A 26,295-nucleotide genomic window follows, 5' to 3' on the forward strand; every position below is an offset into this window, starting at 1 on the left:
AAATCAGCCGCGATAGGCCACAACCCCGCCCGGAGCGCTGAGCGACTGCAGCGAGCCGGGCGCCGCGCCGCCGATCCAGCCGAGCACGGCGCGGGCGAGCTCGGAACCGGCCAGCCGGAAGTTCTCATTGACGATGAGCAGTTCCCGGCGGAACAGATGCAGCAGTTCCGATGACTGTTTCGACACAACGTCGATGTCGCGGCCGAGCTTCAACCCGGCGTCCTCGATGCCTGCAACAATGGCGAGTGTGGCGGCCGCGGCGCTGCTGACGATGCCGTCCGGCCTGATGTCGCGCCGCATCAGCTGCGCCGTCCTCATCCTGATCTGCTCGATCGAATGGTCGATCGAAACGGTGTTGAACGGCACCTCCGAGGCACCGACTTCGCTCAGCGCGTCGGCAAAACCGTTCACGGTGTGGCCGTGATAGGTCAGGCCGACCGGCGGCGTCACCAGGGCCAGCCGACGCCGGCCCAAGCCGGCCAGATGGCGCACCGCCTCGGCCGCGAAGGCGTAATTGTCGAAATCATGATAGGGGTGCACGAGCCCCATATCGGTGCGGCCGTGCGTTGCAAAGGGTATGCCGCGCTCCAGCATGTAGCGGGCCCTTGGATCGTTGGGCTGGGTGCGCGAAATGATGACGCCGTCGGCGGAGCCGGTCTCCACCAGATAGCGCACCGGGTCCAGCGGATCCTGCGAGCGAGAGTAGGGCGTGACGATCAGATGGTAGGGCGTATCGGCGATGACTTCGGTGACGCCGTAGATGATGTCGGAGACAAAGCTCATGATCTCGTGCTCGGTGTTGAGCACGAGGCTGATGACGTTGGTCTTGCCGGTTCGCAGGCGCACGCCGGCGCGGTTCGGCCGGTAACCGATCTGCTTGGCCACGAGCTGGACGCGGCGCCTGGTCTCGGCGCCGATCTCCGGCGCGTCCTTCAGCGCCCGCGACACGGTGGTGACGCCGAGCCCGGTCATGAAGGCGAGCGTCTTCAGCGTCGGCCGCTCCCTGGCCGACGTCTCGTCATCGCTGTCCGTGCGCCGTCTGTCCATTCGTCCCGCCCCGTCAGGCGCTTAGCAGCCGCCGGGCAGGCCGGCAATCGCCGCCTTCGCTCCCATGGCGCGTCTCCTTAGCTGAACAACCCTATACTGAAACGTTACAGCTTGTCACGATCGGTGTGTAATCAGGGCTGTGGCCGAGGTCGAAAGCCCGCACGGGCTCGCCGGCGAAAAGCGTTGGGAATCAGCAGGTAGGGCCTTGCGAACAAGCTTCTTGCGGGTTTTCCCCTTTGCTCAGAGCCATTTTGCATATTGCGGTGCACAATGGGACCTATCGCGAAAGGATTTTGTTCGCAGCCCGAAAAATATCGGACTGACTTTCAAGGGAAGGGTTGCGCAGGCCTCGCAATTGCCGTATCGAAAATCTGTAACGTTTCAGATTCTGGGAGGAAACCGAAATGCGATACAAATTCCTGACCGCCGCGCTTGCGGCGACGGTGGCGTTGAGTTTTGCCGGGCCGGCGGCCGCGACCGATCTGGAAGTCACCCATTGGTGGACATCCGGCGGCGAGGCGGCGGCGGTCGCCGAACTCGCCAAAGCCTTCGACGCAACCGGCAACCACTGGGTCGACGGCGCCATCGCCGGGTCCGGCGGTACGGCGCGGCCGATCATGATCAGCCGCATCACCGGCGGCGACCCGATGGGCGCCACTCAGTTCAATCATGGCCGGCAAGCGGAAGAGCTGGTGCAGGCAGGCCTGATGCGCGACCTCACCGATGTCGCCACCAAGGGCAAGTGGACCGAGGTCGTGCGGCCGAAGAGCCTGCTGGACGGTTGCACCATCGACGGCAAGATCTATTGCGTGCCGGTCAACATCCATTCCTGGCAGTGGCTGTGGCTGTCGAACGCGGCCTTCGAGAAGGCCGGCGTGCCGGTGCCGAAGAACTGGAACGAATATGTTGCCGCCGCCCCGGCGCTGGAAAAGGCCGGCATCGTGCCGCTCGCGGTCGGCGGGCAGGCCTGGCAGGCGTCGGGCGCATTCGACGTGCTGCTCGCCGCGGTGGGCGGCACCGACACTTTCCTCAAGGTCTACAAGGACAAGGATGCGACGTTCGCCGCCGGTCCTGAAGTCGCCAAGGTCTTCAAGGCCGCCGACGATGCGCGCAAGATGGCCAAGAACACCAATGTCCAGGACTGGAACCAGGCGACCAACATGGTCATCACCGGCAAGGCCGGCGGCCAGATCATGGGCGATTGGGCGCAAGGCGAATTCCAGGTCGCCGGCAAAACAGCCGGCAAGGACTACACCTGTCTTCCCGGGCTTGGCCTGAACGAGGTCATCGCCACCGGCGGCGACGCCTTCTACTTCCCGCTGCTCAAAGACGCCGACAAGTCCAAGGCGCAGGAAGTGCTGGCCGAGACCTTGCTCGATCCCAAGACCCAGGTCGCTTTCAACCTCAAGAAAGGCTCGCTACCGGTGCGCGGCGACGTCGACCTCAACGCTGCGAACGATTGCATGAAGAAGGGGCTCGACATCCTGGCCAAGGGCGCCGTCATGCCCTGGACGGACCAACTGCTCTCGCAGGACAGCCAGAAGCAGAAGGAGGACCTGTTCTCGGAGTTCTTCGCCAAGCCCGACATGACGCTCGAAGAAGCACAAAAGCGGTTCGCCGACATCATCGCCTCGGCCGACTGACCGCCGACGAGCCGCCTCGCTCCCGACCCGGCCACCCGCAGGGCCGGGAGCGAGGCGTGCCGACCTTGCCGCCCTTACCCGATCCAGCATGGCTGCACCGATGAGCAAGAGCGAACGCCCGAGCCAACTCTTCCGCAACCTCAATGCGAAGGTCGCCTCGATCCCGATGATCCTTACCGCGCTGGTGGTGTTCGTCGGCGGCACAGCCTGGACGGTGCTTTATTCCTTCACCAATTCGAAGCTTCTGCCGCGGCTGCATTTCGTCGGGCTCGACCAGTACTACCGGCTGTGGGCGACGCCGCGCTGGCTGGTCTCGATCGAGAATCTTTTGATCTACGGCGTGCTGTCGCTCGTCTTCTCGCTGGCAATCGGGTTCCTGCTTGCGGCACTGCTCGACCAGAAGATCCGTTTCGAGGACACGTTCCGCACCATCTTTCTCTATCCCTTCGCGCTTTCCTTCATCGTCACCGGACTTGTCTGGCAATGGCTGCTCAATCCCGATTTCGGCATCCAAGGCGTGGTTCGCGACCTCGGCTGGACAAGCTTCAATTTCGATCCGCTCTACAATTCGAGCATCGTCATCTACGGCATATTGATCGCCGCGCTGTGGCAAGGCACCGGGCTGATCATGTGCCTGATGCTGGCGGGTCTGCGCGGCATTGACGAGGACATCTGGAAGGCTGCCCGGGTGGACGGCATTCCCACCTGGAAGACCTATCTCTTCATCATCATCCCGATGATGCGGCCGGTCTTCATCACCACGCTTGTCATCATCGCGTCGGGCATCGTCAAGGTCTACGACCTCGTCGTCGCGCAGACCAGCGGCGGGCCGGGCATTTCCTCTGAAGTGCCAGCCAAATATGTCTACGACTACATGTTCTTTGCCCAGAACCTCGGCCAGGGCTTTGCCGCCTCGACCATGATGCTCTTGTCGGTGATGATCGTCATCGTGCCGTGGGCGTATCTCGAATTCGGAGGCCGCAAGCGTGTCTGATCATGCCGTCTCCCTGGCCGCATCCCACGCCGCCATCCGCGCCGATGCCTCGGGACCGAGCGGACCGAAGCCGCGGCACATGTTCTCGCGCCGCAACATCTTCCTGTATGGCACGCTCATCGTGGTGGCGCTCTATTACCTGCTGCCGCTCTATGTGATGGTTGTCACCTCGCTCAAGGGTATGCCGGAAATTCGTCTCGGCAACATCTTCTCGCCGCCGCTTGAGATCACGTTCGAGCCCTGGGTCAAGGCATGGTCGCAGGCCTGCACCGGCCTTAACTGCGACGGTCTCTCTCGCGGCTTCTGGAACTCGGTGCGCATCACCGTGCCCTCGGTTATCCTGTCGATCGCCATCGCTTCGGTGAACGGCTATGCGCTCGCCAACTGGCGCTTCAAGGGCGCCGACACGTTCTTCGTCATCCTGATCGTCGGCGCCTTCATCCCCTATCAGGTGATGATCTATCCGATCGTCATCATCCTGCGCGAGATCGGCCTCTATGGCAGCCTCAGCGGCCTGGTGATCGTCCATTCGATTTTCGGCATGCCGATCCTGACGCTGCTGTTTCGCAACTATTTCACCTCCATGCCGGAGGAGCTGTTCCGGGCGGCGCGCGTCGACGGCGCCGGCTTCTGGGGTATTTATCTGCGCATCATGCTGCCGATGTCGCTGCCGATCTTCGTCGTCGCCGTCATCCTGCAGGTGACCGGCATCTGGAACGACTTCCTGTTCGGCGTCGTCTATACGCGCCCCGACACCTATCCAATGACGGTGCAGCTCAACAACATCGTCAACTCGGTGCAGGGCGTGAAGGAATACAACGTCAACATGGCCGCCACCATCCTGACCGGACTGGTGCCGCTGGTCGTCTACTTCATTTCCGGCAAATTGTTCGTGCGCGGCATTGCCGCCGGCGCGGTGAAAGGGTGATGTCGATGGCGGCAAACGGCACCAGCGTTTCGATCCAGGACCTGTCGCTGAACTTCGGCTTGGTCTCGGTGCTGCAGACGCTCAACCTCGACGTCGCCGAGGGCGAGTTCATCGTGCTGCTCGGACCCTCTGGCTGCGGCAAGTCGACCTTGCTCAACTGCATCGCCGGACTGCTCGATATTTCCGACGGCCGCATCTTCATCAAGGGCAAGAACGTCACCTGGGAAGAGCCCAAGGACCGCGGCATCGGCATGGTGTTCCAGTCCTACGCGCTTTATCCTCAGATGACGGTGGAAAAGAATTTGTCCTTCGGGCTGCGCGTCGCCGGCGTGCCCAAGGACGAGATCGCGAAGCGCATCGCGCGCGCCGCCGAGATCCTGCAGATCGAGCCGCTGTTGCAGCGCAAGCCCGCGGCCCTCTCCGGCGGCCAGCGCCAACGCGTGGCGATCGGGCGCGCGCTGGTGCGCGACGTCGACGTGTTCCTGTTCGACGAGCCGCTGTCGAACCTGGACGCCAAGCTGCGCTCCGAACTGCGCGTCGAGATCAAGCTTTTGCACCGCAAATTGCAGAATACCATGATCTACGTCACGCATGACCAGATCGAGGCGATGACGCTGGCCGACCGTATCGCGGTCATGCGCGGCGGCGTCATCCAGCAGCTCGACGCGCCGCAGACCATCTATAACAAACCGGTCAACCGCTTCGTCGCCGGCTTCCTCGGTTCGCCGGCGATGAACTTCATCGACGGCAGGCTCGAAAAAGACGCTGGCGACTGGTTTTTCGTGGCCGATAATCTCAAGGTTCCGCTCGGCACCTATCAATTCGACAAGCAACCGGACGCCGGCCCTGCCGTGTTCGGCATCAGGCCCGAGCATGTCAGCCTGAACAGCGGCACGGGCTGGCCGTTCTCGACGGCGGCCAATGTCCAGGTGGTCGAACCGATGGGCTCCGACACGCTGGTGTGGCTGAAGCTTGCACAGCAGAATTTCAGCGTCCGGGTGACGTCCGAACGCACGCCCCAGAATGACGAGGCGGTGACCGTGGGCTTCGACCCGATGCGCGCCTCGCTCTTCGATGCCCAAACCGGCAACCGCATCTGACGCCGACAACATCCCCAAGCAGAACGGACAAGACGATGAACTGGTCATTCCAACTTTACAGCGCCCGCAATTTCCAACCCTGGCAAGGCGTGCTCGAGATGCTCGGCAAGCTCGGCTACACAGAGGTCGAAGGCTTCGGCGGCGTTTATGACGATCCCAGGGCCTTTCGGGCGGAACTCGACAAGAACGGCCTTGCCATGCCGACCGGGCATTTCTCCATCGATGCGCTGGAGAAGGATTTCGACGGCGTGCGCAGGATAGCCGAAGCGCTCGGCATCAAGCTTTTGATCTGCCCCTACCTCATGCCCGAGGACAGGCCATCGGACGCTGCCGGCTGGCGCGGCTTCGGCGAGCGTCTGGCCAAGGTCGGCGAGACGGCGAAAAAGGCCGGCTACGGCTTTGCCTGGCACAATCATGATTTCGAGTTCAAGGCGCTCGCCGACGGCTCGCTGCCGCAGGATCACATCCTGGCTTCCGCACCCGACATCGGCTGGGAAATGGACGTCGCCTGGGTGGTGCGCGGCGGCGCCGATCCGCTGCCCTGGATCGAAAAGCACGGCAAGCGCATCGTTGCCGTTCACGTCAAGGACATGGCAAGGCCGGGCGAGGGGCTGGACGAGGACGGTTGGTCCGATGTCGGCCACGGCACGATCGACTGGGCCGGCCTGATCAAGGCGCTGCGGGCCAAGAGCGCGGCCAAGTACTTCGTCATGGAACAGGACAATCCCAACGACATCGAGCGCTTCGCCCGCCGTTCGATCGCAACCGTAAAGGCCTACTAGGAACAAGCATCATGGCAAACAAACTTGGCGTCGGCGTCATCGGCTGCGGCAACATCTCGAAGGCATATTTCTCGCTGGCGCCGCTGTTTCGCGGCATCAAGATGCGGGCCTGCGCCGATATCAACATGGACGCCGCGAAGGCGCGGGCGAAGGAGTTCAAGCTGCGCGCCGAGACGGTCGAGGACCTGCTCAAGGCCGACGACATCGACATCATCGTAAACCTGACCATTCCGGCCGTGCACTACGAAGTGTCGAAACAGGTGCTCGACGCGGGCAAGCATGTCTATTCGGAAAAGCCGTTCGTGCTTTCGGTCAAGGATGGGCTCGACCTGAAGAAGCGGGCGGAGAAGAAGGGACTTCGCATCGGCTCGGCACCCGACACCTTCTTCGGCGGCGCACATCAGCTGGTGCGTAACCTGATCGATACCGGCAAGCTCGGCAGGATCACCAGCGGCACCTGCCATGTCATGGGGCACGGCATGGAGCACTGGCACCCCAATCCGGACTTCTTCTTCCAGCCGGGCGCCGGCCCCGTGCTCGACATCGGGCCGTATTACATCACCAATCTGATCCAACTGATCGGACCGGTGAAGCAGGTGGCGGCCTTCGCCACAACCCCGGCCAAGGAACGCACGATCAGTTCGAAACCGCGCGCGGGTGAAAGGATCCCGGTCAACACGCCGACCACGATCCATGGCCTGCTGGAGTTCGAGAACGGGGCCGTGATCACGCTCAACACCAGCTGGGACGTCTGGAGCCACGGCCATGCGCCGATGGAGCTCTATGGCGAGATGGGAAGCGTGTTCGTGCCGGATCCGAACTTCTTCGGCGGCGACGTGCGCTTCACCGAGGCGGCCAAGCCGGTGAAGAAGCTACCGAAATGGCAGCATCCGTTCGGCGTGCCCAATGAGATGCATTCGCAGGGCATGATGGCCAATTATCGCACCGCCGGTCTCGCCGACATGGCAATTGCGATCTCTGAGGGCAGGCCGCACCGCTGCTCGATGGAGCTGGCGCTGCACGCCGTCGACGTCATGACGGGAATCCTGCGCTCGGGCGAAACCGGCAAGTTCGTCGCCATGCAGACCACCTGCGAACGTCCAGCCGCGCTCGGCATCAAGGAAGCCAAGGCGCTGATGGCGAAGAAGAGCTAGATCGGGGATTATCGATAATTTTGATGAACCCTCTCCCGGTTTTCGCCGGGAGAGGGTAAGGATTGGGGCGCAGGGCCTGCGCGTCGCGTTCGCGATGACAGTGCCCAATCCATCCAGCTTCGAGGATTTTCCCCATGCCCTATGTCGCCGCCGAAAACCGCTATGAAAAAATGGTCTATAACCGCTGCGGGCGGTCCGGCCTGAAACTGCCGGCGATCTCGCTGGGGCTGTGGCACAATTTCGGCAACGACACGCCGCACAGGACCAAGCAGGCGATCGTGCGCAAGGCCTTCGACCTCGGCATCACGCATTTCGACCTCGCCAACAATTATGGGCCGCCGCCCGGCTCGGCCGAGACCGCTTTCGGCGAGATACTGCGCACCGACTTTGCCGCCTATCGCGACGAGCTCATCATTTCGACCAAGGCCGGCTACGAGATGTGGGCAGGCCCCTATGGCCAATGGGGCGGACGCAAATATTTGCTGGCCAGCCTCGACCAGAGCCTGAAGCGGATGGGGCTCGACTATGTCGACATCTTCTATTCGCACCGCTTCGATCCGGATACGCCGCTGGAGGAGACGATGGGCGCGCTCGACCATGCGGTGCGCTCGGGCAAGGCGCTCTATGTCGGCATCTCGTCCTACAATTCCCAGCGCACGCGCGAGGCGGCCGATATACTGAAGCGGCTCGGCACGCCTTGCGTAATCCATCAGCCGAGTTATTCGATGCTCAACCGCTGGGTCGAGGATGACGGGCTGCTCGATACGCTCGATGGGCTGGGCGTCGGCTCCATCGTGTTCTCGCCCCTGGCACAGGGCATGCTGACCGACAAATATCTCGGCGGCATCCCCCAGGGCAGCCGTGCCTCCCAGGGCAAGTCGCTGCGGCCGGCCTTCATCAACGACAACACCATCGCCAACATACAGGCGTTGAACGCGATCGCGGGCCGCCGCGGCCAGACGCTGGCGCAGATGGCGCTGGCGTGGGTGCTGCGCAAGGGCAAGGTGACATCGGCGTTGATCGGCGCCAGCCGGCCGGAGCAGGTGGAGGACTGTGTCGGCGCGCTGGAGGCGCCCGATTTCAGCGACGCCGAGCTTGCCGAGATCGACAATTACGCGCGCGAGTCCGACATCAATCTGTGGGCGGCCTCGGCCGAGCGCAACGGCCCGCCAAGGAAGTAGGCATGGAAGCCGGTGAACGACAATGGCGGGAGCCCTCCCGCCATTGTCGTTCGCGGAATGCCGCGCCAGCGCGTTTCAACAGAAGAGTAGCAAAGACGGCGGTTCGTCGCTATCTGAATGGGCAGCGGGCCGTTTGCGTGTTGAAACGACCCGTATGTGACGCAAGACAGGTCGGAAACGGATCATGGCGGCAAGGGATGTGCTGACGAAGAACCAGCTGTGCGTGCTCGAGAAACTCGAGGCCGCCAGCGGGCCGCTCAGCGCCTACACCTTGCTTGACCAGCTGCGGGAGCGGGGTTTCCGGGCGCCGCTGCAGGTCTACCGCGCGCTCGACACGCTGGTGAAGTCCGGCTTCGTGCATAGGCTGGAAAGCCTCAATTCCTTCGTCGCCTGCGTCGAGCCGCACGACCACAGCCATTCGATGACCGCTTTCGCCATCTGTGACACATGTGGCCAGGTGACCGAAATGTCCGACCATGATGTCGGCCACCGGTTGGACGAATGGGTGCGCTCCTCAGGTTTTGCCGCCAAGAAGGCGGTGATCGAGTTCCGTGGGACCTGTGCCAAGTGCTTGTCGGAAGCTGCCTGACGCGTTCTCGCAATCCGAGATATTCGCTCCACGACGACCAAGTCCACGCTAATGCGCCTCGTCCCAATTGTCAGCGGCGCGTGCATCGACATGTAGCGGCACCGACATCGACACCGCCGGCATGGCCGCGTTCTCCATGACGTGGCGCACGACGGGGATCGTCGCCTCGACCTCCGCCTCGATCGTCTCGAAGATCAGCTCGTCATGCACCTGCAAGAGCATGCGGGCCGAAAGCCTGGCCTTCTCCAGCGCCTCGTCCATGCGCACCATGGCGCGGCGGATGATGTCGGCGGCGGTGCCTTGCAGGCGCGCGTTGATCGAGGCGCGCTCGTTGAAGGCGCGGATCGAGGGATTGGAGGACCGGATCTCGGGGTAGTGGATGCGGCGGCCGAAGATGGTTTCGACGAAACCGTGCTCGCGGGCATAGGCCTTGGTCTCTTCGATATAGTCGCGGATGCCGGGAAAGCGCTCGAAATATTTCTTGATGTAGTTGCTGGCCTCCTCGCGCGGAATCGACAGCTGGTTGGCGAGGCCGAAAGCCGAGATGCCATAGATGATGCCGAAATTGATCGCCTTGGCGCGGCGGCGCACTTCCGAAGGCATGCCCTCCACGGGCACGTTGAACATTTCCGAGGCGGTGATGGCGTGGATGTCGGCGCCGTCGGCGAAGGCCTGCCGCAATTGCGGGATCTCGGCGACATGAGCGAGCACGCGCAATTCGATCTGGCTGTAGTCGGCCGAAACCAGCCGGTTGCCCTTGTCGGCGATGAAGGCCGTTCTGATCCTGCGCCCTTCGGCGGTGCGCACCGGGATGTTCTGCAGGTTCGGTTCGGAGGATGACAGCCGTCCCGTTGTCGTCGCGGCGAGCGCGTAGGAGGTGTGGACCCGCTTGGTGTCCGGGTTGACGAAGCCGGGCAGCGCATCGGTGTAGGTCGATTTCAGCTTGGTCAGCTGGCGCCAGTCGACGATCTTGCGCGGCAGTTCGTGGCCTTCGGCGGCGAGGTCTTCCAGAAGCTGCGCCGAGGTCGACCATTGGCCGGTCTTGGTCTTGGAGCCGCCGGGCAGGCCCATGCGGCCGAACAGGATATCGCCAAGCTGCTTGGGCGAGCCGATGTTGATGCGCTCGCCGACGAGCTGGTAGATTTCTTCCTCGAGCCGGGCCGCGCCCTGCGCCAGTTCGCCCGACAGTCGCGACAGGATCTGCCGGTCGACCGAGATGCCGCGCTGTTCCATGCGCGCCAGCACCGGCACCAGCGGCCGTTCCAGCCGCTCATAGACCGACACCAGGCCCTTGGCGGCGAGCCGCGGCTTCAGCACCAGCCAGAGCCTGAGCGTCACATCGGCGTCCTCGGCGGCGTGGGCGGTAGCCTTGTCGACGTCGACCTGGTCGAAGCCGACCGAATTTTTCCCGGAGCCGGTCACGTCCTTGAGCTGAAGCGGACTATGGCCCAGCCATTTCTCGGCGAGCGCGTCCATGCCGTGGCCATGCGAGGTGCCGGCATCGAGCACGTAGGAGATCAGCATGGTGTCGTCGAAGGGACCGACGTCGATGCCGTAGCGGCTCATGATGACGAGATCGTATTTCAGGTTCTGCGCGATCTTGAGGACAGACTTGTCCTCGAGCAGCGGTTTCAGCACGGCCAGTGCCTCGCGCAGCGGGATCTGGTTGTCGATCGGACCGCCGCCGAGCAGGTCGCCATTTCCGCTCCTGTGGGCGAACGGCACATAGGCGGCGCGACCCGGCGCCGTCGCCAGCGACAAGCCGATCAGTTCGGCCTGCATCGGATCAGGCGACGTCGCGCGGGCATCGAAGGCGACGATGCCGGTCTCAAGCGCCTCGGCGACCCAGGCCTTCAGGCTGGCGACGTCGCGGACGCACTGATAGGCCGAAATGTCGATCTTGCGGGCGGTGGCGGCCTCCAGGCGAAGCGCCGACAGAAGCGAGGGGGTGTTGCCCTCCTGCGTGCCGCCGCCTGCGGCCAGGGCCGTCTCGCCGTCCTGCTTCGCCTCGGCGGTGGGCGCGACCGGCGCGCCGGCGCCGACATCGGGTCCATGCGCGGAGTCGGCGCGTTCCACCGTCACCGCAATCGCCTGGACGTCGCTTGCCTCGGTTCCCGTCGTTTCCGCCACGCGGCGGGTCAGCGAAGAGAATTCCATGGTCTTGAGGAAGCCGATCAGCTTCGGCCCGTCCGGCGCGTGCAGGACGAAATCGTCCAGCCCCTCGGCCACCGGCACATCGTTCTTCAATGTCACCAGCTGGCGCGAGATGCGCGCCTTGTCGGCATTGGCGATGATGGATTCGCGTCGTTTCTCCTGCTTGATCTCGCCGGCGCGCTCGAGCAGTCCGTCGAGGTCGCCGAACTGTTCGAGCAATTGCGCCGCGGTCTTCGGTCCGATGCCCGGCACGCCGGGAACATTGTCGACGGAATCGCCGGTCAATGCCTGCAGGTCGATCATCTTCTCCGGCGGCACGCCCCATTTCTCGATGACCTCGGGAATGCCGATCTGGCGATCCTTCATCGGATCGTACATGCTCACCGTCGGGCCGACCAACTGCATCAGGTCCTTGTCGGAGGAGATGATGGTGGTGTCGCCGCCGGCCTCGCAAGCCAGCCGGCAATAGGTGGCGATGAGGTCGTCGGCCTCGAACCCTTCCATCTCGAGGCAGGGCAGGTTGAACGCCCTGGTCGCCTGCCGGATGAGGCCGAATTGCGGGATCAGGTCTTCCGGCGGCGCCGAACGGTTGGCCTTGTATTCGGGATAGAGATCGTTGCGGAACGTCTTCGACGAATAGTCGAAAATGACCGCGAAATGCGTCGGCACGATGCCCACATCGGTGTTGCGGGCATCCTGCATCAACTTCCACAACATGTTGCAGAAGCCGGACACGGCGCCGACCGGCAGGCCGTCGGACTTGCGGGTCAGCGGCGGCAGCGCGTGATAGGCACGGAAGATGTAGCCGGAGCCGTCGACAAGAAAGAGATGATCGCCTTTTTTCATGCCGGCAGGGATAGCGCGGCGCGGCGGCTTGGTCCATGCCAAAGGCACCGCTTCCAGCAACACCCTGACAGGCAGGCGACAGGTTGGTTGGAAAGAGGTGAAATCGGCATTATTTTCGCACGCAGGACTGCCTGGCTGCGCCTGTCCAACGGCACCTCACGGCCATGTTACAAAAGTGTAATATTCGTGCCCTTGAATCGCCACGTTCGAGGACACAGATAAATGTCATCGGCAATTTTCGCCGACGTCCGGAGCAAGGCCCGTCCCCCGCCTATCCCGGACACCTGCGGCAGCCTATCCCCCCTCTCCGGGCTGCCGCATCGTTTCGAGTAGAAGGGCCGCCGTGGTTCCCCCTCCACCACGGCGGTCTTTTTTATTCCGAATACGCGCTTGGAGCCCGTGGTCCAATGGTCCCGGGCTTTTCGTTTGTCCGCTCTGCCTTTAGGGTTCCGGCACTGAATCGAAAGGCTCGCCAAATGTCCGTTTCCCCCGTTCTCGACCGTCTCGACAAGAATCTCGACCAGAGCCTGGAGCGCCTGTTCGGGCTGCTCCGGATCAGGTCGATCTCCACCGATCCGGCCTATGCCGCAGACTGCCGCAAGGCGGCCGAATGGCTGGTGGGAGAACTCAAGGTGATCGGCTTCGACGCCAGCGTGCGCGACACGCCAGGCCACCCGATGGTGGTTGCGCATCATGACGGGCCGGCTGGTTCGCCGCATGTGCTGTTCTATGGCCACTATGATGTACAGCCCGTCGATCCGATCGAGCTTTGGGAAAACGACCCGTTCGCGCCGGCGCTCAAGGACATCGGATCCGGCCACAAGGTGATCACGGGGCGCGGATCGGCCGACGACAAGGGTCAGTTGATGACCTTCGTCGAGGCTTGCCGGGCCTGGAAGCAGGTGCATGGCAATCTTCCGTGCCGTATCACCATCCTGTTCGAGGGCGAGGAGGAGTCGGGCTCGCCGTCGCTGAAGCCGTTCCTCGAAGCCAATGCCGATGAACTCAAGGCCGATTTCGCGTTGGTTTGCGATACCAGCATGTGGGACCGCGACACGCCGTCAATCTGCGTGGGACTGCGCGGGCTGGTCGGCGAGGAGATCACCGTGAAGGCCGCCGACCGCGACCTGCATTCGGGTCTCTATGGCGGCGCCGCCGCCAACCCGATCCGCATCCTGGCCAAGGTGCTGGCCGACATTCACGACAAGGACGGCCATATCACCATCCCGGGCTTCTATGACGGCGTCGAGGAAACGCCATCGCAGATCCTGAAATCATGGGAAACGCTGGGCGAAACGGCTGAGACGTTCCTTGGTCCTGTCGGCCTGTCGATCCCGTCGGGCGAAAAGGGCCGCTCGCTGCTGGAACTCACCTGGGCACGGCCGACGGCCGAGTTCAACGGCATCACCGGCGGTTACACCGGCAAGGGCTTCAAGACGGTGATCGCGGCGCAGGCCTCTGCGAAAGTATCTTTCCGCCTCGTCCACAAGCAGGATCCCAGGAAGATCCGCGCCGCCTTCCAGCAATTCGTCAAGGAGCGCATTCCGGCCGACTGTTCGGTAGAATTCCACGCACATGGCGGCTCGCCGGCGATCCAGCTTTCCTACGACTCGCCGTTCCTGGCCAAGGCCAAGACGGCGCTGTCGGACGAATGGCCGAAGCCGGCGGTGACGATCGGCAGCGGCGGCTCGATCCCCGTGGTCGGCGACTTCCAGACCTATCTCGGCATGGAATCGCTGCTGGTCGGGTTCGGCCTCGACGACGACCGCATCCACTCGCCCAACGAAAAGTATGAGTTGAGTTCCTTCCACAAGGGCCAGCGCTCCTGGGCGCGCATCCTGGACGCCCTGACGCGCTGAGCCGCGAAATCACGAAAGGCGGGAAAATCAAGTTTATGTTGATTTTTCCGCCGATCACGGCAAGGACGGGGTTGCCAGCGCAACGTGCTGGAGCGGGCGCGTCCGGTTGAGGGATGCGCGACGCAAGGCGCGACCCGGAGAAGACGATGAGCGACATCCGTTTCCACAGACACGATCTGCCCGACCTGTCCCGCTACAATGTCGGAGCGGTTGCCATCGATACGGAAACGCTGGGCCTGAATCCGCATCGCGACCGGCTGTGCGTGGTGCAGATTTCACCCGGCGACGGCAGCGCCGACGTCATCCAGATCGCGCCGGGCCAAAAGGAGGCGCCGAACCTCGTCAAGCTCTTGGGAAACCACAGCGTGACCAAGCTGTTCCACTATGGGCGCTTTGATCTTGCCGTGCTCTACCATGCGTTCGGGGTAATGCCCGAGCCGGTGTTCTGCACCAAGATCGCCTCGCGGCTGACCCGCACCTACACCGACCGGCATGGGCTGAAGGACATCTGCTTCGAGCTTCTGGGCGTCGGCCTGTCCAAGGCGCAGCAATCGTCCGACTGGGCGGCTGAAACGCTGTCGCCCGAACAACTCGAATACGCCGCGTCCGACGTGCTCTATCTGCACCGGCTGCGGGACGTGCTGGCGTCGCGGCTTGCGCGCGAGGATCGCACGAAGGAGGCCGACGCCTGTTTCCGCTTCCTGCCGACACGCGCCAAGCTTGACCTCATGGGCTGGGACGAAGAGGATATTTTCGCTCATAGCTGATGGCGTCGCGGCGCCCTGCCGCCGATGGCCGTCTGGGACAGATGCCGGCCGTCGCGTTCCGTCGGCTCGGAAAGAGGGATGACATGGCCGACAGGAAGCCCATATCGACCGCGCCCACCGACGGTTCCAAGGTCACCGTGACCTGGAAGGACAGCGACGGCGTGCTCAACGAATCCATCGCGCAATACCGAGACGGCGGCTGGTGGGTCTACATCGACAGCAGCACGCAGAAGAAGGTCGAGCCGACCAGCTGGCGGCCCGCCGCGAGCGACGACGGCGACCAATGACTAGCCCGCTGGCGAGGCGGGCTGCTTTCGCATAGCGTGAAGCCGTTGATCGAGGCCGATTCGGAGCCTTCCGCTCCGCGCTCGCCCTCTTGCTTGGAGGAAGTCCCTATGGGTGTCGAAAGCCTGCTCGTCTTCATCATCATCGGTGCCGTCGCCGGCTGGCTCGCCGGTCTCATCGTCTCCGGTTTCGGCTTCGGCCTGATCGGCAACATCATCGTCGGCATTATCGGCGCGTTCATCGCCGGCTGGCTTTTCCCGCGGATCGGTTTCTCCATCGGCGGCGGCATTCTCGCCTCGATCATCCACGCCACCATCGGCGCCATCATCCTGCTGGTGCTGGTCAGGGTCCTGAAGCGAGCCTGAGGCCCGGCACTGAGGAGCGCGCCATGAAACAGAATCCGCTCTATCTCGTCATTGGCGCGCTCGTCGCCGTGGTCATCGCGCTCGGCATCTATGTCTATCGCGAAGAAACCAAGCCGAAGGGCGTGGAGCTCAAGATCGACGACAAGGGCATCTCGATCCAGCAGAACTGAACGGAGCCCAGGCTTGCCGGCTCCGCATTTGCTCCTCACCGCCTGAATCTCGCTGACCGCCGGACTTAACCCGCCTTTAAACCGCCGCATCTACTCTGCAACCCGAACGCCATAGGCATCGGGATATCAAGCGCAGCGCATGGCGAACCGCAGAGACAGCCGCATCGAACCCAGTTTCGAGGGACCGCCGCAAGCGAGATCCCAGACAGGTCTTTCGGTGAGCGAGGAGGACCGCGTTGTGCCCAGCAACCGCAAAGCCTCCGCCAAACGCAAATCGCCGAAGGCAAAGTCGTCGCGTGCCAAGCGCGGCCGGAGCCGGCGCGGCCTGTTCGGCGTGCTCGGCCGGCTGGTCTACTGGTGCTTCGTGCTGGCCATCTGGGGCGGCATCGCCGTGGCCGGCGTCGTCGTCTACTACGGCGCCAAGATGCCGGCGGCAACAACCTGGTCGATCCCCGATCGCGCGCCCAATATCAAGATCGTCTCCGCCGACGGCCAACTGCTCGGCAATCGCGGCATGAGCGGCGGCGAGGCGGTCGGCCTGCACGAAATGTCGCCCTACATTCCCGAGGCGGTCATCGCCATCGAGGACCGCCGCTTCTATTCGCATTTCGGGGTCGATCCGATCGGTCTGTCGCGCGCCATGGTCGCCAACCTCGCCGGCGGGCATTTCTCGCAAGGCGGTTCGACGCTGACGCAGCAACTGGCCAAGAACCTGTTCCTGACGCCAGACCGCACGCTGGAGCGCAAGGTTCAGGAGGTGCTGCTGGCGCTGTGGCTGGAGCACAAGCACACCAAGGACCAGATACTCGAAATGTACCTCAACCGGGTCTATTTCGGCTCCGGCGCCTATGGCGTCGAAGCGGCCTCGCGCCGTTATTTCGGCAAGAGCGCGCGCGACGTCACCTTGCCGGAGGCGGCGCTGCTTGCCGGTCTCCTGAAGGCGCCGTCGCGACTGTCGCCGGCGCGCGATCCCAAGGCCGCCGAGGAGCGCGCGCAGTTGGTGCTCGCCGCCATGCGCGACGAGGGCAAGATCAGCGCCAAGGAACTGACCACGGCGATGAGCGCGCCGGCGACGCGCGCGCCGTCCTACTGGACAGGCTCGGAAAACTACGTCGCCGACACCATCATGGAAGAACTGCCCGATCTGATCGGCGACGTGCGCGGCGACATCGTCATCGATTCCACCGTCGACCTGAACTTGCAGAAGCTCGCGGAACAATCGATCCGCCGGCTGATCGACGAAAGCGGCAAGAAGCTCAACGTCACCCAGGGCGCGCTGGTGTCGATCGACGATTCAGGTGCGGTGCGCGCCATGGTCGGCGGCTACGATTATTCGACCAGCCAGTTCGACCGCGCCTCGGAAGCGCGCCGGCAACCCGGTTCGGCGTTCAAGCCGTTCGTCTACATGGCCGCCCTCGAGGCCGGCCGCACGCCCGACAGCGTGCGCAACGACGCGCCGATCAAGATCGGCAAATGGACACCCGACAATTACGGCGGCAAGTATTTCGGCAAGGTGACGCTGGCCACCGCGCTGGCGAAGTCGCTGAACTCGGTGGCGGCCCAGCTGACCATGGAAGTCGGACCGGACGCAGTGGTCGAGGCGGCGCATCGCATGGGCATCCAGTCCGATTTGCAAGCCAACACCTCGATCGCGCTCGGCACGTCCGAGGTGACGCCACTGGAGCTGACCTCGGCCTATGTGCCTTTCGCCAATGGCGGCTACAAGCCGGATATCCATTTCATCCGCCGCGTGACATCAGCCGAGGGCAAGGTGCTGTACGACGCCGGCAGCGGCAGCGCGCCACGCGTGGTGAAGCCCGAGATCGTCGGCATGATGAACTCGATGATGACCGGGACGGTGGAGATCGGCACGGCCAGGAAGGCGGCCTTCACCTGGCCGTCGGCCGGCAAGACCGGCACCAGCCAGAATTCGCGCGACGCCTGGTTCGTCGGCTACACCGCCAATCTCACCACCGGCGTATGGTTCGGCAATGACGACGGCAGCCCGATGAAGAAGGTCACCGGCGGCGCGCTGCCGGCGCAGGCCTGGCACGAGTTCATGGTCGCCGCGCATGAGGGCGTGCCCGTGCGGCCGCTGCCCGGCACCTGGAAGTCGACGCCGGCCGATAGGATCGTGCCGGACGAAATCCCGTCGGCCGATGCGACGCAGCCGGCTCCGAAACCGCAAGCGCCTGTCGGCCAGCCGGCGCCCGCTGCCGTCGCGGCGCAGCCAGCGCCGGTCCGCGCGCCCCGCCCGGCCCAGACAGTTGACGCCGACGGTTTCGATATGCCGGGCGATTCCGGAACCACCGCGTCGGTCGGACATCCGGTGCCGCCGGGCAGTGTCGGCGGTCCGCTCAAGAAGCGGCAGACCTCGATCCTCGACATTCTCGGCGGAGGCTAGCGGCAACTCGCCTCTCGCCAGCGCCACAGCGTTCGGCTACACCTCCCGACATGGCAGAGATCGACACCAGGAAGACCATTGTGCTGACCGGCGCCAGCCGTGGCATCGGCCATGCCACGGTCAAGCGTTTCTCGCGCGAGGGCTGGCGCGTCATCACCTGCTCGCGCCAGGCATTTGCCGAGGATTGCCCGTGGCCGGCCGGGCCCGAGGACCACATCAAGGTCGATCTCGCCGACCAGGAGGATGTCGGCATCGCCGTCTCCGAAATCCGCCACCGGCTCGAGGCGCATGGCGGCCAGCTGCACGCGCTGGTCAACAATGCCGGCATTTCGCCGAAGCTCAAGGACGGCAACAGCCGCATGAACTCCATCGACACGCCGATGCATGTCTGGCGCGACGTGTTCCAGGTCAATTTCTTCGCGCCGATCATGCTGGCGCGCGGTCTGTTCAGAGAACTGGCATCGGCGAAAGGGTCGATCGTCAACGTCACCTCGATCGCCGGCACCCGGGTGCACCCCTTCGCCGGCACCGCCTATGCGACATCGAAGGCGGCGCTCGGCTCCCTGACGCGCGAGATGGCGCATGATTTCGGCCCGCACGGGATCCGCGTCAACGCCATTGCGCCAGGCGAAATCGACACCGCGATCCTGTCGCCGGGCACGGACAAGATCGTCGAGACCATTCCGCTCAGGCGGCTGGGCACCACGGCCGAGGTCGCCGACATCATCTTCTTCCTGTGCTCCGGGCAGGCGTCTTATGTGACCGGCTCGGAAATCCACATCAATGGCGGCCAGCACGTGTGATGGGGCTGATCCCAGGCTGGGGATCGTTCATCCGGTCATGGTGAGAACGGCCTTGCCGCTGAAGCTGCGCTGTCGCAGCGCGTCGAGGGCCTGGGCGATGTCGGTCCATGGCATGGTCAGGGCGACGCGGGTTTCCAGCCGGCCGGCCGCAACGAGAGCGAGCAGCGAGGCGATGTCCGAGCCAATGCCCGCGCCAGACGTGTAGTAGGCGAAAGTCTGAAGCCTCGCCCCCTCGTGACCCGGAACGAACTGGCGGAACCCAATTGGCGTGAGTTCGCCACTGCTCGAGCCGAACATGACGATCGTCCCGCCAGGCGCGACGCGTTCGATCGCGTATGCGAGGCTTTGGCCACCGACCGATTCGGTGATCAGCGAAAACGGCCCCTCAGCCAGTTCGATCGCCTCGACGACTTGCCCGGCACCCAGGCGGCGGAGATCCTCGCCATGCCGGGCGGCTGCGACCGCGGTCACGCGCGCGCCCTGTTCGCGCGCGATCTGGAGCTGAAAACGGCCGACCGCACCGCTTGCGCCGGTGATCAGGACCCGTTGGCCGGCAAGGTCGCCGCCATGGCGCAAAGTCCTGAGCGCGGTGGTGCCCGCGACCGGAAGCGTGGCCGCGGAAACGAAGCTGACGTCATCCGGCAGGACGGCGAGGCGGTCGGTCGAAACCGCGACGCGTTCGGCCCAGCCCGCCTGGTCCACCAGAGCCGCGACCCGGGCGCCCACTGCTGGCCCGGAGCCGTCGGCTGCCGCCTGTTCAACGATCCCGACGATGTCCTGGCCGGGTATCCAGCCGTCCGGGCGTATGGTGAGCAGGCGCAATTCGCCGCGATTCAACGAGGTTGCATGGACCGAGACAAGCGCCTCGTTGGCGAGAGGCCGAGGGTCCTCGACCTCGGCAAGCGCCAGTCCGGTGGGGCTGTCGGAAGACATGACTAGGGCGCGCATGGGACGTACCTTCCTGCTGGTTTGTGGCTGCAAAGCGCGGTGGCATCCTGATCAACCGGGTGCATGGGCAAGCTGGAACCTATCGACTTCCCAACTTGAAGAATTTAGCTATCATGGCGTTTAATCGCTAAAAGCTGTCAATCATGAGACAACCTCTTCGCTACCCATGGCTCGACTTCAACGTGGATGACGTCCTCGCACCGGCAATCGCCGTGCGCGTCGACGTTACCGAAACCAGGGCCGAAGTCCCCTCCCATCGGCATCGCAAAGGCCAACTCGTCTTCGCGCTCGGCGGTGGCGTCACATGCCGCGTCCCGAGCGGCCTGTGGATGGTGCCGCCGCATTGCGGGGTGTGGATTCCCGGCGACATGGAGCACAGCAATATCGCGACGGCCAACGCCCGGATCTTCTTCGTCTATATCGAGCCGGGAGCCGCCGAATTGCCGGACCGGTGCTGCACCCTTTCGGTCTCGCCGCTGCTGCGCGAACTGATCATCGAACTGTCCGATGGCGTGGGGGATGATGAGGCGAGGGATGCGCTTTTGATCAGGACGCTGCTTGCCGAACTGCCGCGCATGCCTGTCCAGCGGCTGCATCTGCCGGTCTCATCCGAGCCGCGATTGAGGCGGATCGCCGAAGCGTTGGCGCAGGACCCAGCCGACCGCAGCACATTGTCGGAATGGGCCAGCCGGGTTGCGCTCAGCGAGAGCAGTCTCGCCCGTCTCGTCGTGAAGGAGACTGGCTTAAGCTTCGGACGCTGGCGCCAGCAGTTGCACCTGATCGTCGCAATTAGGGAATTGGCCTCCGGTGCGAGCGTGCAGCAGGTCTCCGGCGATCTCGGCTATGATTCCGTCACCGCCTTCATCACCATGTTCAAGAAGGCGCTTGGCAAGCCGCCGGCAAAATACCTCGGCAGCGTCGCGCAAAATGGCGGCTCTGCCTTTGTGGCGTGATCAGCCTGGCTGCAGGCGGAACACCTCGAGCATACATTTGTTAGAGCAGGCGACGCTTGTAGATTCGAACGACACCTTGGAGATTGGAAAACATGGCGCTCAAGCGGATGGACAACGTAGGAATCGTCGTCGAAGACCTCGGAGAGGCGATTGATTTCTTTCGCGAACTCGGCCTCGAGCTTGAAGGACGGGCCACGATCGAAGGAGAATGGGCCGGACGTGTCACCGGACTGGGCGATCAGCATGTCGAGATTGCCATGATGCGCACACCGGACGGCCATAGCCGGCTCGAGCTCTCCCGCTTCCTCATGCCGCCTGTCGTCGCAGATCACCGGAACGCGCCGGTCAACGCACTAGGCTACCTCCGCGTCATGTTCGCCGTGGACGACATCGACGAGACGCTTGAGAGGCTCCGCACGCGCGGCGCCCAGCTCGTAGGCGAAGTAGTCCAGTATAAGGACGTGTATCGGCTCTGCTACATCCGTGGGCCTGAGGGGTTGCTCATCGGACTCGCCCAAGAACTCGGTTGAGCGCGATACGAAGACAAATGGCAGGGGTGACCGATGTCAGCGGGCGCGTCCAAGGCCGCCCCACCTGTCCGAGGTCCAGACCTCCACGGTCGGCCGCGTTCTCGCTAGGCACGGATTAGGTCCGTGCAGGATCGGCTCAGGCGGCGGACGGTTCAGCCGCCCGCGGTTTGTGACCAAGCACCTCTTCCACGATGCCGCGAGCGATCTCGCGTTCGCCCATGATCACCGTATCGGCGCCGAGCCCCTTGAGATGCTCGACCTCGGCATCGGAATGGGCGCGGGCGACGACGTTGATGGCGGGATTGGCGGCGCGCGCACGCAGCACGATCTGACCGGCCTCGAAGGCATTGGGGATGGCCAGGATCAGCCGTTTTGCGCCTTCGGGATTGGCGGCTGCAAACACTTCGGCATTGGCGGCGTTACCTGCCACGGTCTCGATGCCCTCGGCCCTGAGCTTCACCAGTGTCTTGTCGGCATCCTCGACCACCAGGAAGGGCAGGGCGGCTTCCTTCAACGCAGCGCCGACGAGACCGCCGACACGGCCGTAGCCGATCAGGATCGCGTGGCCGCTGAGGGCTGTTCTTGGCGGCGGTCCATCTTCCTGCTTCGCCGCCGAGGCGACTGAAGCCACCTGGCCGGGCTCCGTCGCCGGGCCGACCGGTTTGGGCTCCACAGGCGGCGCCGTCCTGGCAGCTCGGGCCTCGAGCCATGGCTTCATCCAGTCGATGACCAGGAACATCACCGGGTTGAGCACGATCGACAGGATGGCGCCCGCCAGGATGAGATCTCGCCCCTGTTCGGGCAGCAGTTTCAGCCCGACGCCAAGTTCGGCCAGGATGAAGGAAAACTCGCCGATCTGGGCAAGGCTCGCCGAAATCATCAGCGCCGTCGCCAGGGGAAAACCGAAGGCGACGACGATGAGGAAGGCCGCCAGCGACTTGCCGACGACGATGATGGCGAGCGTCGCCAGGATCGGCAAGCCGTTGCTGAACAGGCTGAACGGGTCGAACAGCATGCCGACCGAGACGAAGAACAGCACCGAGAAGGCATCGCGCAGCGGAAGCGATTCCTCTGCAGCGCGGTGGCTGAGTTCGGATTCACTCATGATCATGCCGGCGAAGAAAGCGCCCAGTGCCAGCGAGACGCCGAACAGCTTGGCCGCGCCGAAGGCGACGCCAAGCGCTATCGCCAGCACCGAAAGCCGAAACAGCTCGCGCGAGCCGGTATGGGCGACATAGTGCAGGATCCAGGGAATGACGCGACGGCCGACCACCAGCATGACGATGACGAAGGCTGCGACCTTGGCCAGCGTGATGCCGACGACGCCCCAGATGCCGTAGCTCGCGGGCAGGGACAACAGGCCGCTCGCATGGGCATCCGCCTGCCCCTGGCCGCCAAGCACGCCGGCAAGCGCTGGCAAAAGCACCAGCGCCAGCACCATGGCCAGGTCCTCGACGATCAGCCAGCCGACGGCAATGCGGCCGCGCTCGGTCTCGATCAGTCGACGCTCCTGCAGGGCGCGCAGCAGCACCACGGTAGAGGCCACCGACAGCGCCAGGCCGAAGACCAGCCCTGCTCCCGCCGACCAGCCGAGCATCCAGGAAAGCCCCGCGCCGAGTGCCGTGGCAAAGCCGATCTGGACGATGGCGCCGGGCACGGCAATGGCGCGGACCGACAGGAGATCCTTCAGCGAAAAATGCAGGCCGACGCCGAACATCAACAGAATGACGCCGATTTCGGCGAGTTCATTGGCAAGGCCGGCGTCAGCGACGAAACCGGGCGTGTTCGGCCCGACCAGCACGCCGGCCACGAGATAGCCGACCAGCGGCGGAATGCGGAAGCGGTTGGCGAGAGCGCCGAAGACGAAAGCGAGCCCCAGACCGGCTACGATGGTGGCGATAAGGGGAGTGTCATGCGGCATTGTCTATGGAGCGCCTTTCAAGCCAGCGATGCAGGATATGCGCCGCCCGAAGCCGCCGCTTGTTTGCAATATGGTGGATTGAGTGTCGGCCATGCAACCCCACAAAACCGGGAATTGCCGGTGACGCGACAAATACCTCGCCGATGGGCAAGCAAGCCACAATTCGAGATCAGCCGAAATGATGCGCCGCAATGGCGGCGCTCGATAGCCAACGATCAAGCTGCCCGCAACAGTGCCTCGATCTCGAACACCGCGTGGTTGGTCAGCGTCTTGGGAATTTCCGCGCTGACCTTGTCGCTGACTTCCTTGTGCAAGGCCTTGCGCATCGCGCCGAGCACGAGCGGTGGCGCGATGAGGATGATTTCATCAAAAGAGCCTCGATGAGCCAGCTTGTAGAGCCGTTCGGCGAGTTCGTCGGCAAAGCGCTCCTTGTCGATCCGATGCCAATCCGTCTCCTCAACCGCGCTGCGGTGGACAGAGGGACCGTCATTGTAGCGACCGGGACTGTCGCTGCCTTGCTCGCGCGTTGGCGGGTTGTCCTGCCTCACTTCCTGCACCACTTCGAGGTTCGGAAATTTGGTGTCACCTGCATTTCTGAGGAAGAGCGCTTTTTCTCCGTCGGCCACCATGATCCAGATGCCGTGCTTCAACTTGATCGCGCTCATGACGCCGGGCTCCTTCCTTCGCTGCCGCCACGCTGGGTTCACGCCGCGGCCAGGTATGATTTTGCATTGCGCATGCGGAAGGAACGCGCCTCGATCCGGTAATGTTCCAGCCAAAAAGCCAGGTCATACAGGGGCTCCGTCGAGGCTGACGCGCGCGCACGAACGCCAGGCGGCTTTAATCTACCAAATTAGTAGAATTTAGAAAAAACTGTTTTGTCATGAAGCGCGTTCGGCCCAAAAAAGAGGAGAAATCAAGGCCCTCGACAGCGGCTGGACGCCGGTCTCCGCAGCAAGGTGGAATATTTTTCTCTTGGCCGCAGCGCTTTAGAAAAAGCGATTGCATCCCGGGAGGCGATGCGCGAGTGGGTTTCTTCAGCTTTTTCGCGCCCACGCGTAGAAGTGAAGACCAGATCAGGATTCCGTTCGTATCCATGCCGCAGCCCGCCCCCAAGCTCAATGCCTTCCCCGTCTTCGTACGGGTCGAAGACGAAGCCGTGACGATCGTCGGCGGCGGCGACGAAGCGTTGGCCAAGGCACGATTGCTTGGGCAGTCCAGCGCTACGCTGCGCATCATCGCGGAGAGCGCCTCGCCGGACATGCTCGGCTTCATCGCGCAGAGCGTCGCCACCCACATCGGGGCCTATGAGGCGAGCCGGCTGGAAGGTTCGGTGATGGTGTTCGCTGCCAGCGGCGATGAGGCGCTCGACCGGCGCGTCGTCCAAGATGCGCGCCGGCTCGGCATCCCCGTCAATGCGGTGGACCGGCCGGAGCTTTGCGATTTTTTCACCCCGGCGCTGGTCAATCGCGCACCGGTCGCGATCGCCATTGGCACGGAAGGCGCCGGGCCGGTGCTGGCGCAGATGCTGCGTGCCCGCATCGACCGCATGCTGTCGCCCTCGTTGGGCAGGCTGGCGGCTCTCGCCGCGTCCTTCCGGGCCGCCGCTGGAAGCCTGCCCAGGGGCAATTCCCGCCGCCGGTTCTGGAGCGAGTTCTTCGGCGGTGCGCCGGCGCGCGCTGTCGAAGCTGGCGAGCTTTCGCAGGCGCATGACGCAGCCGCCGATCTTCTGCGTTCGGATGCATCCGCTTTAGGCCATATCGCCCTGGTTGGCGCGGGCCCCGGCGCCGAGGACCTTTTGACGCTGCGCGCGCATCGGCTGCTGATGGAGGCCGATGTCATCGTCCACGATGCGCTGGTGCCGGAGGCTGTCGTCGCCATGGGCCGGCGCGACGCCGAGCGGCTGGCGGTCGGCAAACGCAAGGGCTGCCACACCAAGAGCCAGGCCGAGATCAACGCGCTGCTGGTCGAGCTTGGCCGCGAAGGCAAGCGTGTGGTGCGGCTGAAGTCGGGCGATCCCCTGGTGTTCGGCCGGGCCGGCGAGGAGATGGCGGCGCTGCGTGATGCCGGCGTAGCCTATGAGGTGGTTCCGGGCGTCACCGCTGCTTTCGCCGCCGCCGCCGATTTCGAATTGCCGCTGACGCTGCGTGGGGTTTCCTCCTCGATGGTGTTCACCACAGGTCACGATCTCAAGGGCAATTCGCTGCCCGACTGGGCCAAGCTTGCCATTTCAGGTGCCACCGTTGCTGTCTATATGGGCCGCTCGGTGGCCGCGGAGGTTGCCGGCCGGCTGATCGAGGCCGGGCTTTCGCCGGATACGGCGGTAGCCGTGGTCGAGAATGCCAGCCTCGGCAATCGCCGCCGTTTCCATGGCACGCTTGCCGACCTGCCGTCGCTGGAAGCGCGCGCCGACCTCTCAGGTCCGGTCATGACCATCATCGGCGATGCGGTCGCCGGCGCCAATTTCGAACGGTCCGAACCGCTCGCGGCACACAGGCATGAAGGTGCGCCCATAGCTGCCACCGAGGGAGTTCAGCAATGAAGATACTGACCGCCAACCGGCTCGCCGACGGCATCGCCGTCTGGTACGCAGACGGCGGGTGGGCCGAGACGGCGGACCATGCCGACCTCGCCCATGATAAGGCGGCCGAGGATCGCCTGGAAGCGATCGGCGCGAAAGCCCACGCCGACAACGAAGTCGTCGACGTCAACCTCATCGATGCCGAAATCGTCAATGGCGTTGTCGAGCCGGTGCGGTTGCGCGAGAAGATCCGCGCCGCAGGCCCCACCATTCGTGGCGATCTCGGCAAGCAGGCCTCCCGGGCGGCGTAAGCCCAGACCAGAAGTGAACACGGGCGGACGCGCCCTGAAA

At 64.0% G+C, this 26,295-nt stretch carries 24 protein-coding genes; 19 read left to right on the top strand and 5 right to left on the bottom strand.

Features of this window, described 5'->3' with window-relative positions:
• Positions 1–3: 3 nt before the first annotated feature.
• On the bottom strand, positions 4–1,047 hold the full coding sequence (locus tag LB551_RS10640; RefSeq protein WP_224624080.1) for a LacI family transcriptional regulator: 1,044 nt from the start codon (positions 1,045–1,047) through the stop codon (positions 4–6).
• A gap of 404 nt (positions 1,048–1,451) precedes the next feature.
• On the opposite strand from LB551_RS10640, the gene LB551_RS10645 reads away from it, so the two are divergent.
• The 8 genes from LB551_RS10645 (at position 1,452) to LB551_RS10680 (ending at position 9,418) form a co-directional block, all read left to right on the top strand.
• On the top strand, positions 1,452–2,690 hold the full coding sequence (locus LB551_RS10645; protein WP_224659139.1) for an ABC transporter substrate-binding protein: 1,239 nt from the start codon (positions 1,452–1,454) through the stop codon (positions 2,688–2,690).
• A gap of 100 nt (positions 2,691–2,790) precedes the next feature.
• Positions 2,791–3,684: a carbohydrate ABC transporter permease gene (locus tag LB551_RS10650; RefSeq protein ID WP_140549468.1), complete on the top strand. Its 894-nt coding sequence runs from the start codon at positions 2,791–2,793 to the stop codon at positions 3,682–3,684.
• Positions 3,677–4,612: a carbohydrate ABC transporter permease gene (locus LB551_RS10655; protein ID WP_140549469.1), complete on the top strand. Its 936-nt coding sequence runs from the start codon at positions 3,677–3,679 to the stop codon at positions 4,610–4,612. The genes LB551_RS10650 and LB551_RS10655 overlap by 8 nt, the downstream gene beginning before the upstream one ends.
• On the top strand, positions 4,612–5,712 hold the full coding sequence (locus LB551_RS10660) for an ABC transporter ATP-binding protein (RefSeq protein WP_224659140.1): 1,101 nt from the start codon (positions 4,612–4,614) through the stop codon (positions 5,710–5,712). Before LB551_RS10655 ends, LB551_RS10660 begins: the two co-directional genes overlap by 1 nt.
• Before the next feature lie 35 nt (positions 5,713–5,747).
• Positions 5,748–6,494, top strand: a complete 747-nt coding sequence (locus tag LB551_RS10665; RefSeq protein ID WP_224659141.1) for a sugar phosphate isomerase/epimerase family protein — start codon at positions 5,748–5,750, stop codon at positions 6,492–6,494.
• Between the two features lie 11 nt (positions 6,495–6,505).
• The gene (locus LB551_RS10670; RefSeq protein WP_224659142.1) at positions 6,506–7,648 is read left to right on the top strand and encodes a Gfo/Idh/MocA family protein; all 1,143 of its coding nucleotides are present in this window, start codon (positions 6,506–6,508) and stop codon (positions 7,646–7,648) included.
• Positions 7,649–7,782: 134 nt separating this feature from the next.
• Positions 7,783–8,829 carry an L-glyceraldehyde 3-phosphate reductase gene (gene mgrA, locus LB551_RS10675; RefSeq protein WP_224659143.1) on the top strand — a complete coding sequence of 349 codons (1,047 nt, stop codon included), beginning with the start codon at positions 7,783–7,785 and terminating at the stop codon, positions 8,827–8,829.
• 184 nt (positions 8,830–9,013) lie between these two features.
• Positions 9,014–9,418, top strand: a complete 405-nt coding sequence (locus LB551_RS10680) for a Fur family transcriptional regulator (protein WP_140549472.1) — start codon at positions 9,014–9,016, stop codon at positions 9,416–9,418.
• A 48-nt stretch (positions 9,419–9,466) separates the two neighbouring features.
• Here LB551_RS10680 and polA read toward each other — a convergent pair whose 3' ends face one another.
• Positions 9,467–12,418, bottom strand: coding sequence for a DNA polymerase I (gene polA / locus LB551_RS10685; RefSeq protein ID WP_224659352.1), 2,952 nt, complete (start codon positions 12,416–12,418; stop codon positions 9,467–9,469).
• Positions 12,419–12,894: 476 nt separating this feature from the next.
• On the opposite strand from polA, the gene LB551_RS10690 reads away from it, so the two are divergent.
• From LB551_RS10690 to LB551_RS10720, 7 genes are all read left to right on the top strand, one after another.
• A complete protein-coding gene (locus LB551_RS10690) occupies positions 12,895–14,277 on the top strand; it encodes a M20/M25/M40 family metallo-hydrolase (protein ID WP_224659144.1) in 1,383 nt (460 codons plus the stop codon).
• A 146-nt stretch (positions 14,278–14,423) separates the two neighbouring features.
• Positions 14,424–15,044: a ribonuclease D gene (locus LB551_RS10695; protein WP_140640494.1), complete on the top strand. Its 621-nt coding sequence runs from the start codon at positions 14,424–14,426 to the stop codon at positions 15,042–15,044.
• Between the two features lie 83 nt (positions 15,045–15,127).
• Entirely contained in the window at positions 15,128–15,331 is a 204-nt protein-coding gene (locus tag LB551_RS10700) for a hypothetical protein (RefSeq protein WP_224659145.1), read from the top strand.
• A 108-nt stretch (positions 15,332–15,439) separates the two neighbouring features.
• Complete coding sequence (locus LB551_RS10705; RefSeq protein WP_140549477.1) at positions 15,440–15,694, top strand: GlsB/YeaQ/YmgE family stress response membrane protein; 255 nt, start codon at positions 15,440–15,442, stop codon at positions 15,692–15,694.
• A 23-nt stretch (positions 15,695–15,717) separates the two neighbouring features.
• Positions 15,718–15,864, top strand: coding sequence for a hypothetical protein (locus tag LB551_RS10710; RefSeq protein ID WP_224659146.1), 147 nt, complete (start codon positions 15,718–15,720; stop codon positions 15,862–15,864).
• A gap of 139 nt (positions 15,865–16,003) precedes the next feature.
• Positions 16,004–18,268, top strand: coding sequence for a transglycosylase domain-containing protein (locus LB551_RS10715; protein ID WP_224659147.1), 2,265 nt, complete (start codon positions 16,004–16,006; stop codon positions 18,266–18,268).
• Between the two features lie 50 nt (positions 18,269–18,318).
• Positions 18,319–19,071, top strand: coding sequence for an SDR family NAD(P)-dependent oxidoreductase (locus LB551_RS10720; RefSeq protein WP_224659148.1), 753 nt, complete (start codon positions 18,319–18,321; stop codon positions 19,069–19,071).
• 27 nt (positions 19,072–19,098) lie between these two features.
• Here the strand turns inward: LB551_RS10720 and LB551_RS10725 are convergent, their stop codons facing one another.
• Positions 19,099–20,019 carry a zinc-binding dehydrogenase gene (locus tag LB551_RS10725; protein ID WP_224659149.1) on the bottom strand — a complete coding sequence of 307 codons (921 nt, stop codon included), beginning with the start codon at positions 20,017–20,019 and terminating at the stop codon, positions 19,099–19,101.
• Between the two features lie 143 nt (positions 20,020–20,162).
• Here LB551_RS10725 and LB551_RS10730 point away from each other — a divergent pair, with 143 nt between their 5' ends.
• Positions 20,163–20,972 carry an AraC family transcriptional regulator gene (locus LB551_RS10730; protein WP_224659150.1) on the top strand — a complete coding sequence of 270 codons (810 nt, stop codon included), beginning with the start codon at positions 20,163–20,165 and terminating at the stop codon, positions 20,970–20,972.
• A 92-nt stretch (positions 20,973–21,064) separates the two neighbouring features.
• Positions 21,065–21,502 (top strand): VOC family protein, encoded by a 438-nt coding sequence (locus LB551_RS10735; RefSeq protein ID WP_224624066.1) that lies wholly within the window; start codon positions 21,065–21,067, stop codon positions 21,500–21,502.
• Between the two features lie 136 nt (positions 21,503–21,638).
• Here LB551_RS10735 and LB551_RS10740 read toward each other — a convergent pair whose 3' ends face one another.
• Positions 21,639–23,423, bottom strand: coding sequence for a cation:proton antiporter (locus tag LB551_RS10740; protein WP_224659151.1), 1,785 nt, complete (start codon positions 23,421–23,423; stop codon positions 21,639–21,641).
• A gap of 215 nt (positions 23,424–23,638) precedes the next feature.
• Positions 23,639–24,088: a host attachment protein gene (locus LB551_RS10745; RefSeq protein ID WP_224659152.1), complete on the bottom strand. Its 450-nt coding sequence runs from the start codon at positions 24,086–24,088 to the stop codon at positions 23,639–23,641.
• A gap of 431 nt (positions 24,089–24,519) precedes the next feature.
• Here LB551_RS10745 and cysG point away from each other — a divergent pair, with 431 nt between their 5' ends.
• Both cysG and LB551_RS10755 read left to right on the top strand, forming a co-directional pair.
• Positions 24,520–25,965 (top strand): siroheme synthase CysG, encoded by a 1,446-nt coding sequence (gene cysG / locus LB551_RS10750; protein ID WP_224659153.1) that lies wholly within the window; start codon positions 24,520–24,522, stop codon positions 25,963–25,965.
• A complete protein-coding gene (locus LB551_RS10755) occupies positions 25,962–26,255 on the top strand; it encodes a DUF2849 domain-containing protein (protein WP_224659154.1) in 294 nt (97 codons plus the stop codon). The genes cysG and LB551_RS10755 overlap by 4 nt, the downstream gene beginning before the upstream one ends.
• Positions 26,256–26,295: the final 40 nt, after the last annotated feature.

The sequence above is a fragment of the Mesorhizobium sp. BR1-1-2 genome, from assembly GCF_020165435.1.
Taxonomy (GTDB): Bacteria; Pseudomonadota; Alphaproteobacteria; order Rhizobiales; family Rhizobiaceae; genus Mesorhizobium.

Bases quoted from the DNA above. Each gene is read 5' to 3' on its own strand.
- LB551_RS10640 (WP_224624080.1), bottom strand. From the start codon at position 1,047: ATGGACAGACGGCGCACGGACAGCGATGACGAGACGTCGGCCAGGGAG.
- LB551_RS10645 (WP_224659139.1), top strand. From the start codon at position 1,452: ATGCGATACAAATTCCTGACCGCCGCGCTTGCGGCGACGGTGGCGTTG.
- LB551_RS10650 (WP_140549468.1), top strand. From the start codon at position 2,791: ATGAGCAAGAGCGAACGCCCGAGCCAACTCTTCCGCAACCTCAATGCG.
- LB551_RS10660 (WP_224659140.1), top strand. From the start codon at position 4,612: ATGTCGATGGCGGCAAACGGCACCAGCGTTTCGATCCAGGACCTGTCG.
- LB551_RS10665 (WP_224659141.1), top strand. From the start codon at position 5,748: ATGAACTGGTCATTCCAACTTTACAGCGCCCGCAATTTCCAACCCTGG.
- LB551_RS10670 (WP_224659142.1), top strand. From the start codon at position 6,506: ATGGCAAACAAACTTGGCGTCGGCGTCATCGGCTGCGGCAACATCTCG.
- mgrA (WP_224659143.1), top strand. From the start codon at position 7,783: ATGCCCTATGTCGCCGCCGAAAACCGCTATGAAAAAATGGTCTATAAC.
- LB551_RS10680 (WP_140549472.1), top strand. From the start codon at position 9,014: ATGGCGGCAAGGGATGTGCTGACGAAGAACCAGCTGTGCGTGCTCGAG.
- polA (WP_224659352.1), bottom strand. From the start codon at position 12,418: ATGAAAAAAGGCGATCATCTCTTTCTTGTCGACGGCTCCGGCTACATC.
- LB551_RS10690 (WP_224659144.1), top strand. From the start codon at position 12,895: ATGTCCGTTTCCCCCGTTCTCGACCGTCTCGACAAGAATCTCGACCAG.
- LB551_RS10695 (WP_140640494.1), top strand. From the start codon at position 14,424: ATGAGCGACATCCGTTTCCACAGACACGATCTGCCCGACCTGTCCCGC.
- LB551_RS10700 (WP_224659145.1), top strand. From the start codon at position 15,128: ATGGCCGACAGGAAGCCCATATCGACCGCGCCCACCGACGGTTCCAAG.
- LB551_RS10705 (WP_140549477.1), top strand. From the start codon at position 15,440: ATGGGTGTCGAAAGCCTGCTCGTCTTCATCATCATCGGTGCCGTCGCC.
- LB551_RS10710 (WP_224659146.1), top strand. From the start codon at position 15,718: ATGAAACAGAATCCGCTCTATCTCGTCATTGGCGCGCTCGTCGCCGTG.
- LB551_RS10715 (WP_224659147.1), top strand. From the start codon at position 16,004: ATGGCGAACCGCAGAGACAGCCGCATCGAACCCAGTTTCGAGGGACCG.
- LB551_RS10720 (WP_224659148.1), top strand. From the start codon at position 18,319: ATGGCAGAGATCGACACCAGGAAGACCATTGTGCTGACCGGCGCCAGC.
- LB551_RS10725 (WP_224659149.1), bottom strand. From the start codon at position 20,019: ATGCGCGCCCTAGTCATGTCTTCCGACAGCCCCACCGGACTGGCGCTT.
- LB551_RS10730 (WP_224659150.1), top strand. From the start codon at position 20,163: ATGAGACAACCTCTTCGCTACCCATGGCTCGACTTCAACGTGGATGAC.
- LB551_RS10735 (WP_224624066.1), top strand. From the start codon at position 21,065: ATGGCGCTCAAGCGGATGGACAACGTAGGAATCGTCGTCGAAGACCTC.
- LB551_RS10740 (WP_224659151.1), bottom strand. From the start codon at position 23,423: ATGCCGCATGACACTCCCCTTATCGCCACCATCGTAGCCGGTCTGGGG.
- LB551_RS10745 (WP_224659152.1), bottom strand. From the start codon at position 24,088: ATGAGCGCGATCAAGTTGAAGCACGGCATCTGGATCATGGTGGCCGAC.
- cysG (WP_224659153.1), top strand. From the start codon at position 24,520: ATGCCGCAGCCCGCCCCCAAGCTCAATGCCTTCCCCGTCTTCGTACGG.
- LB551_RS10755 (WP_224659154.1), top strand. From the start codon at position 25,962: ATGAAGATACTGACCGCCAACCGGCTCGCCGACGGCATCGCCGTCTGG.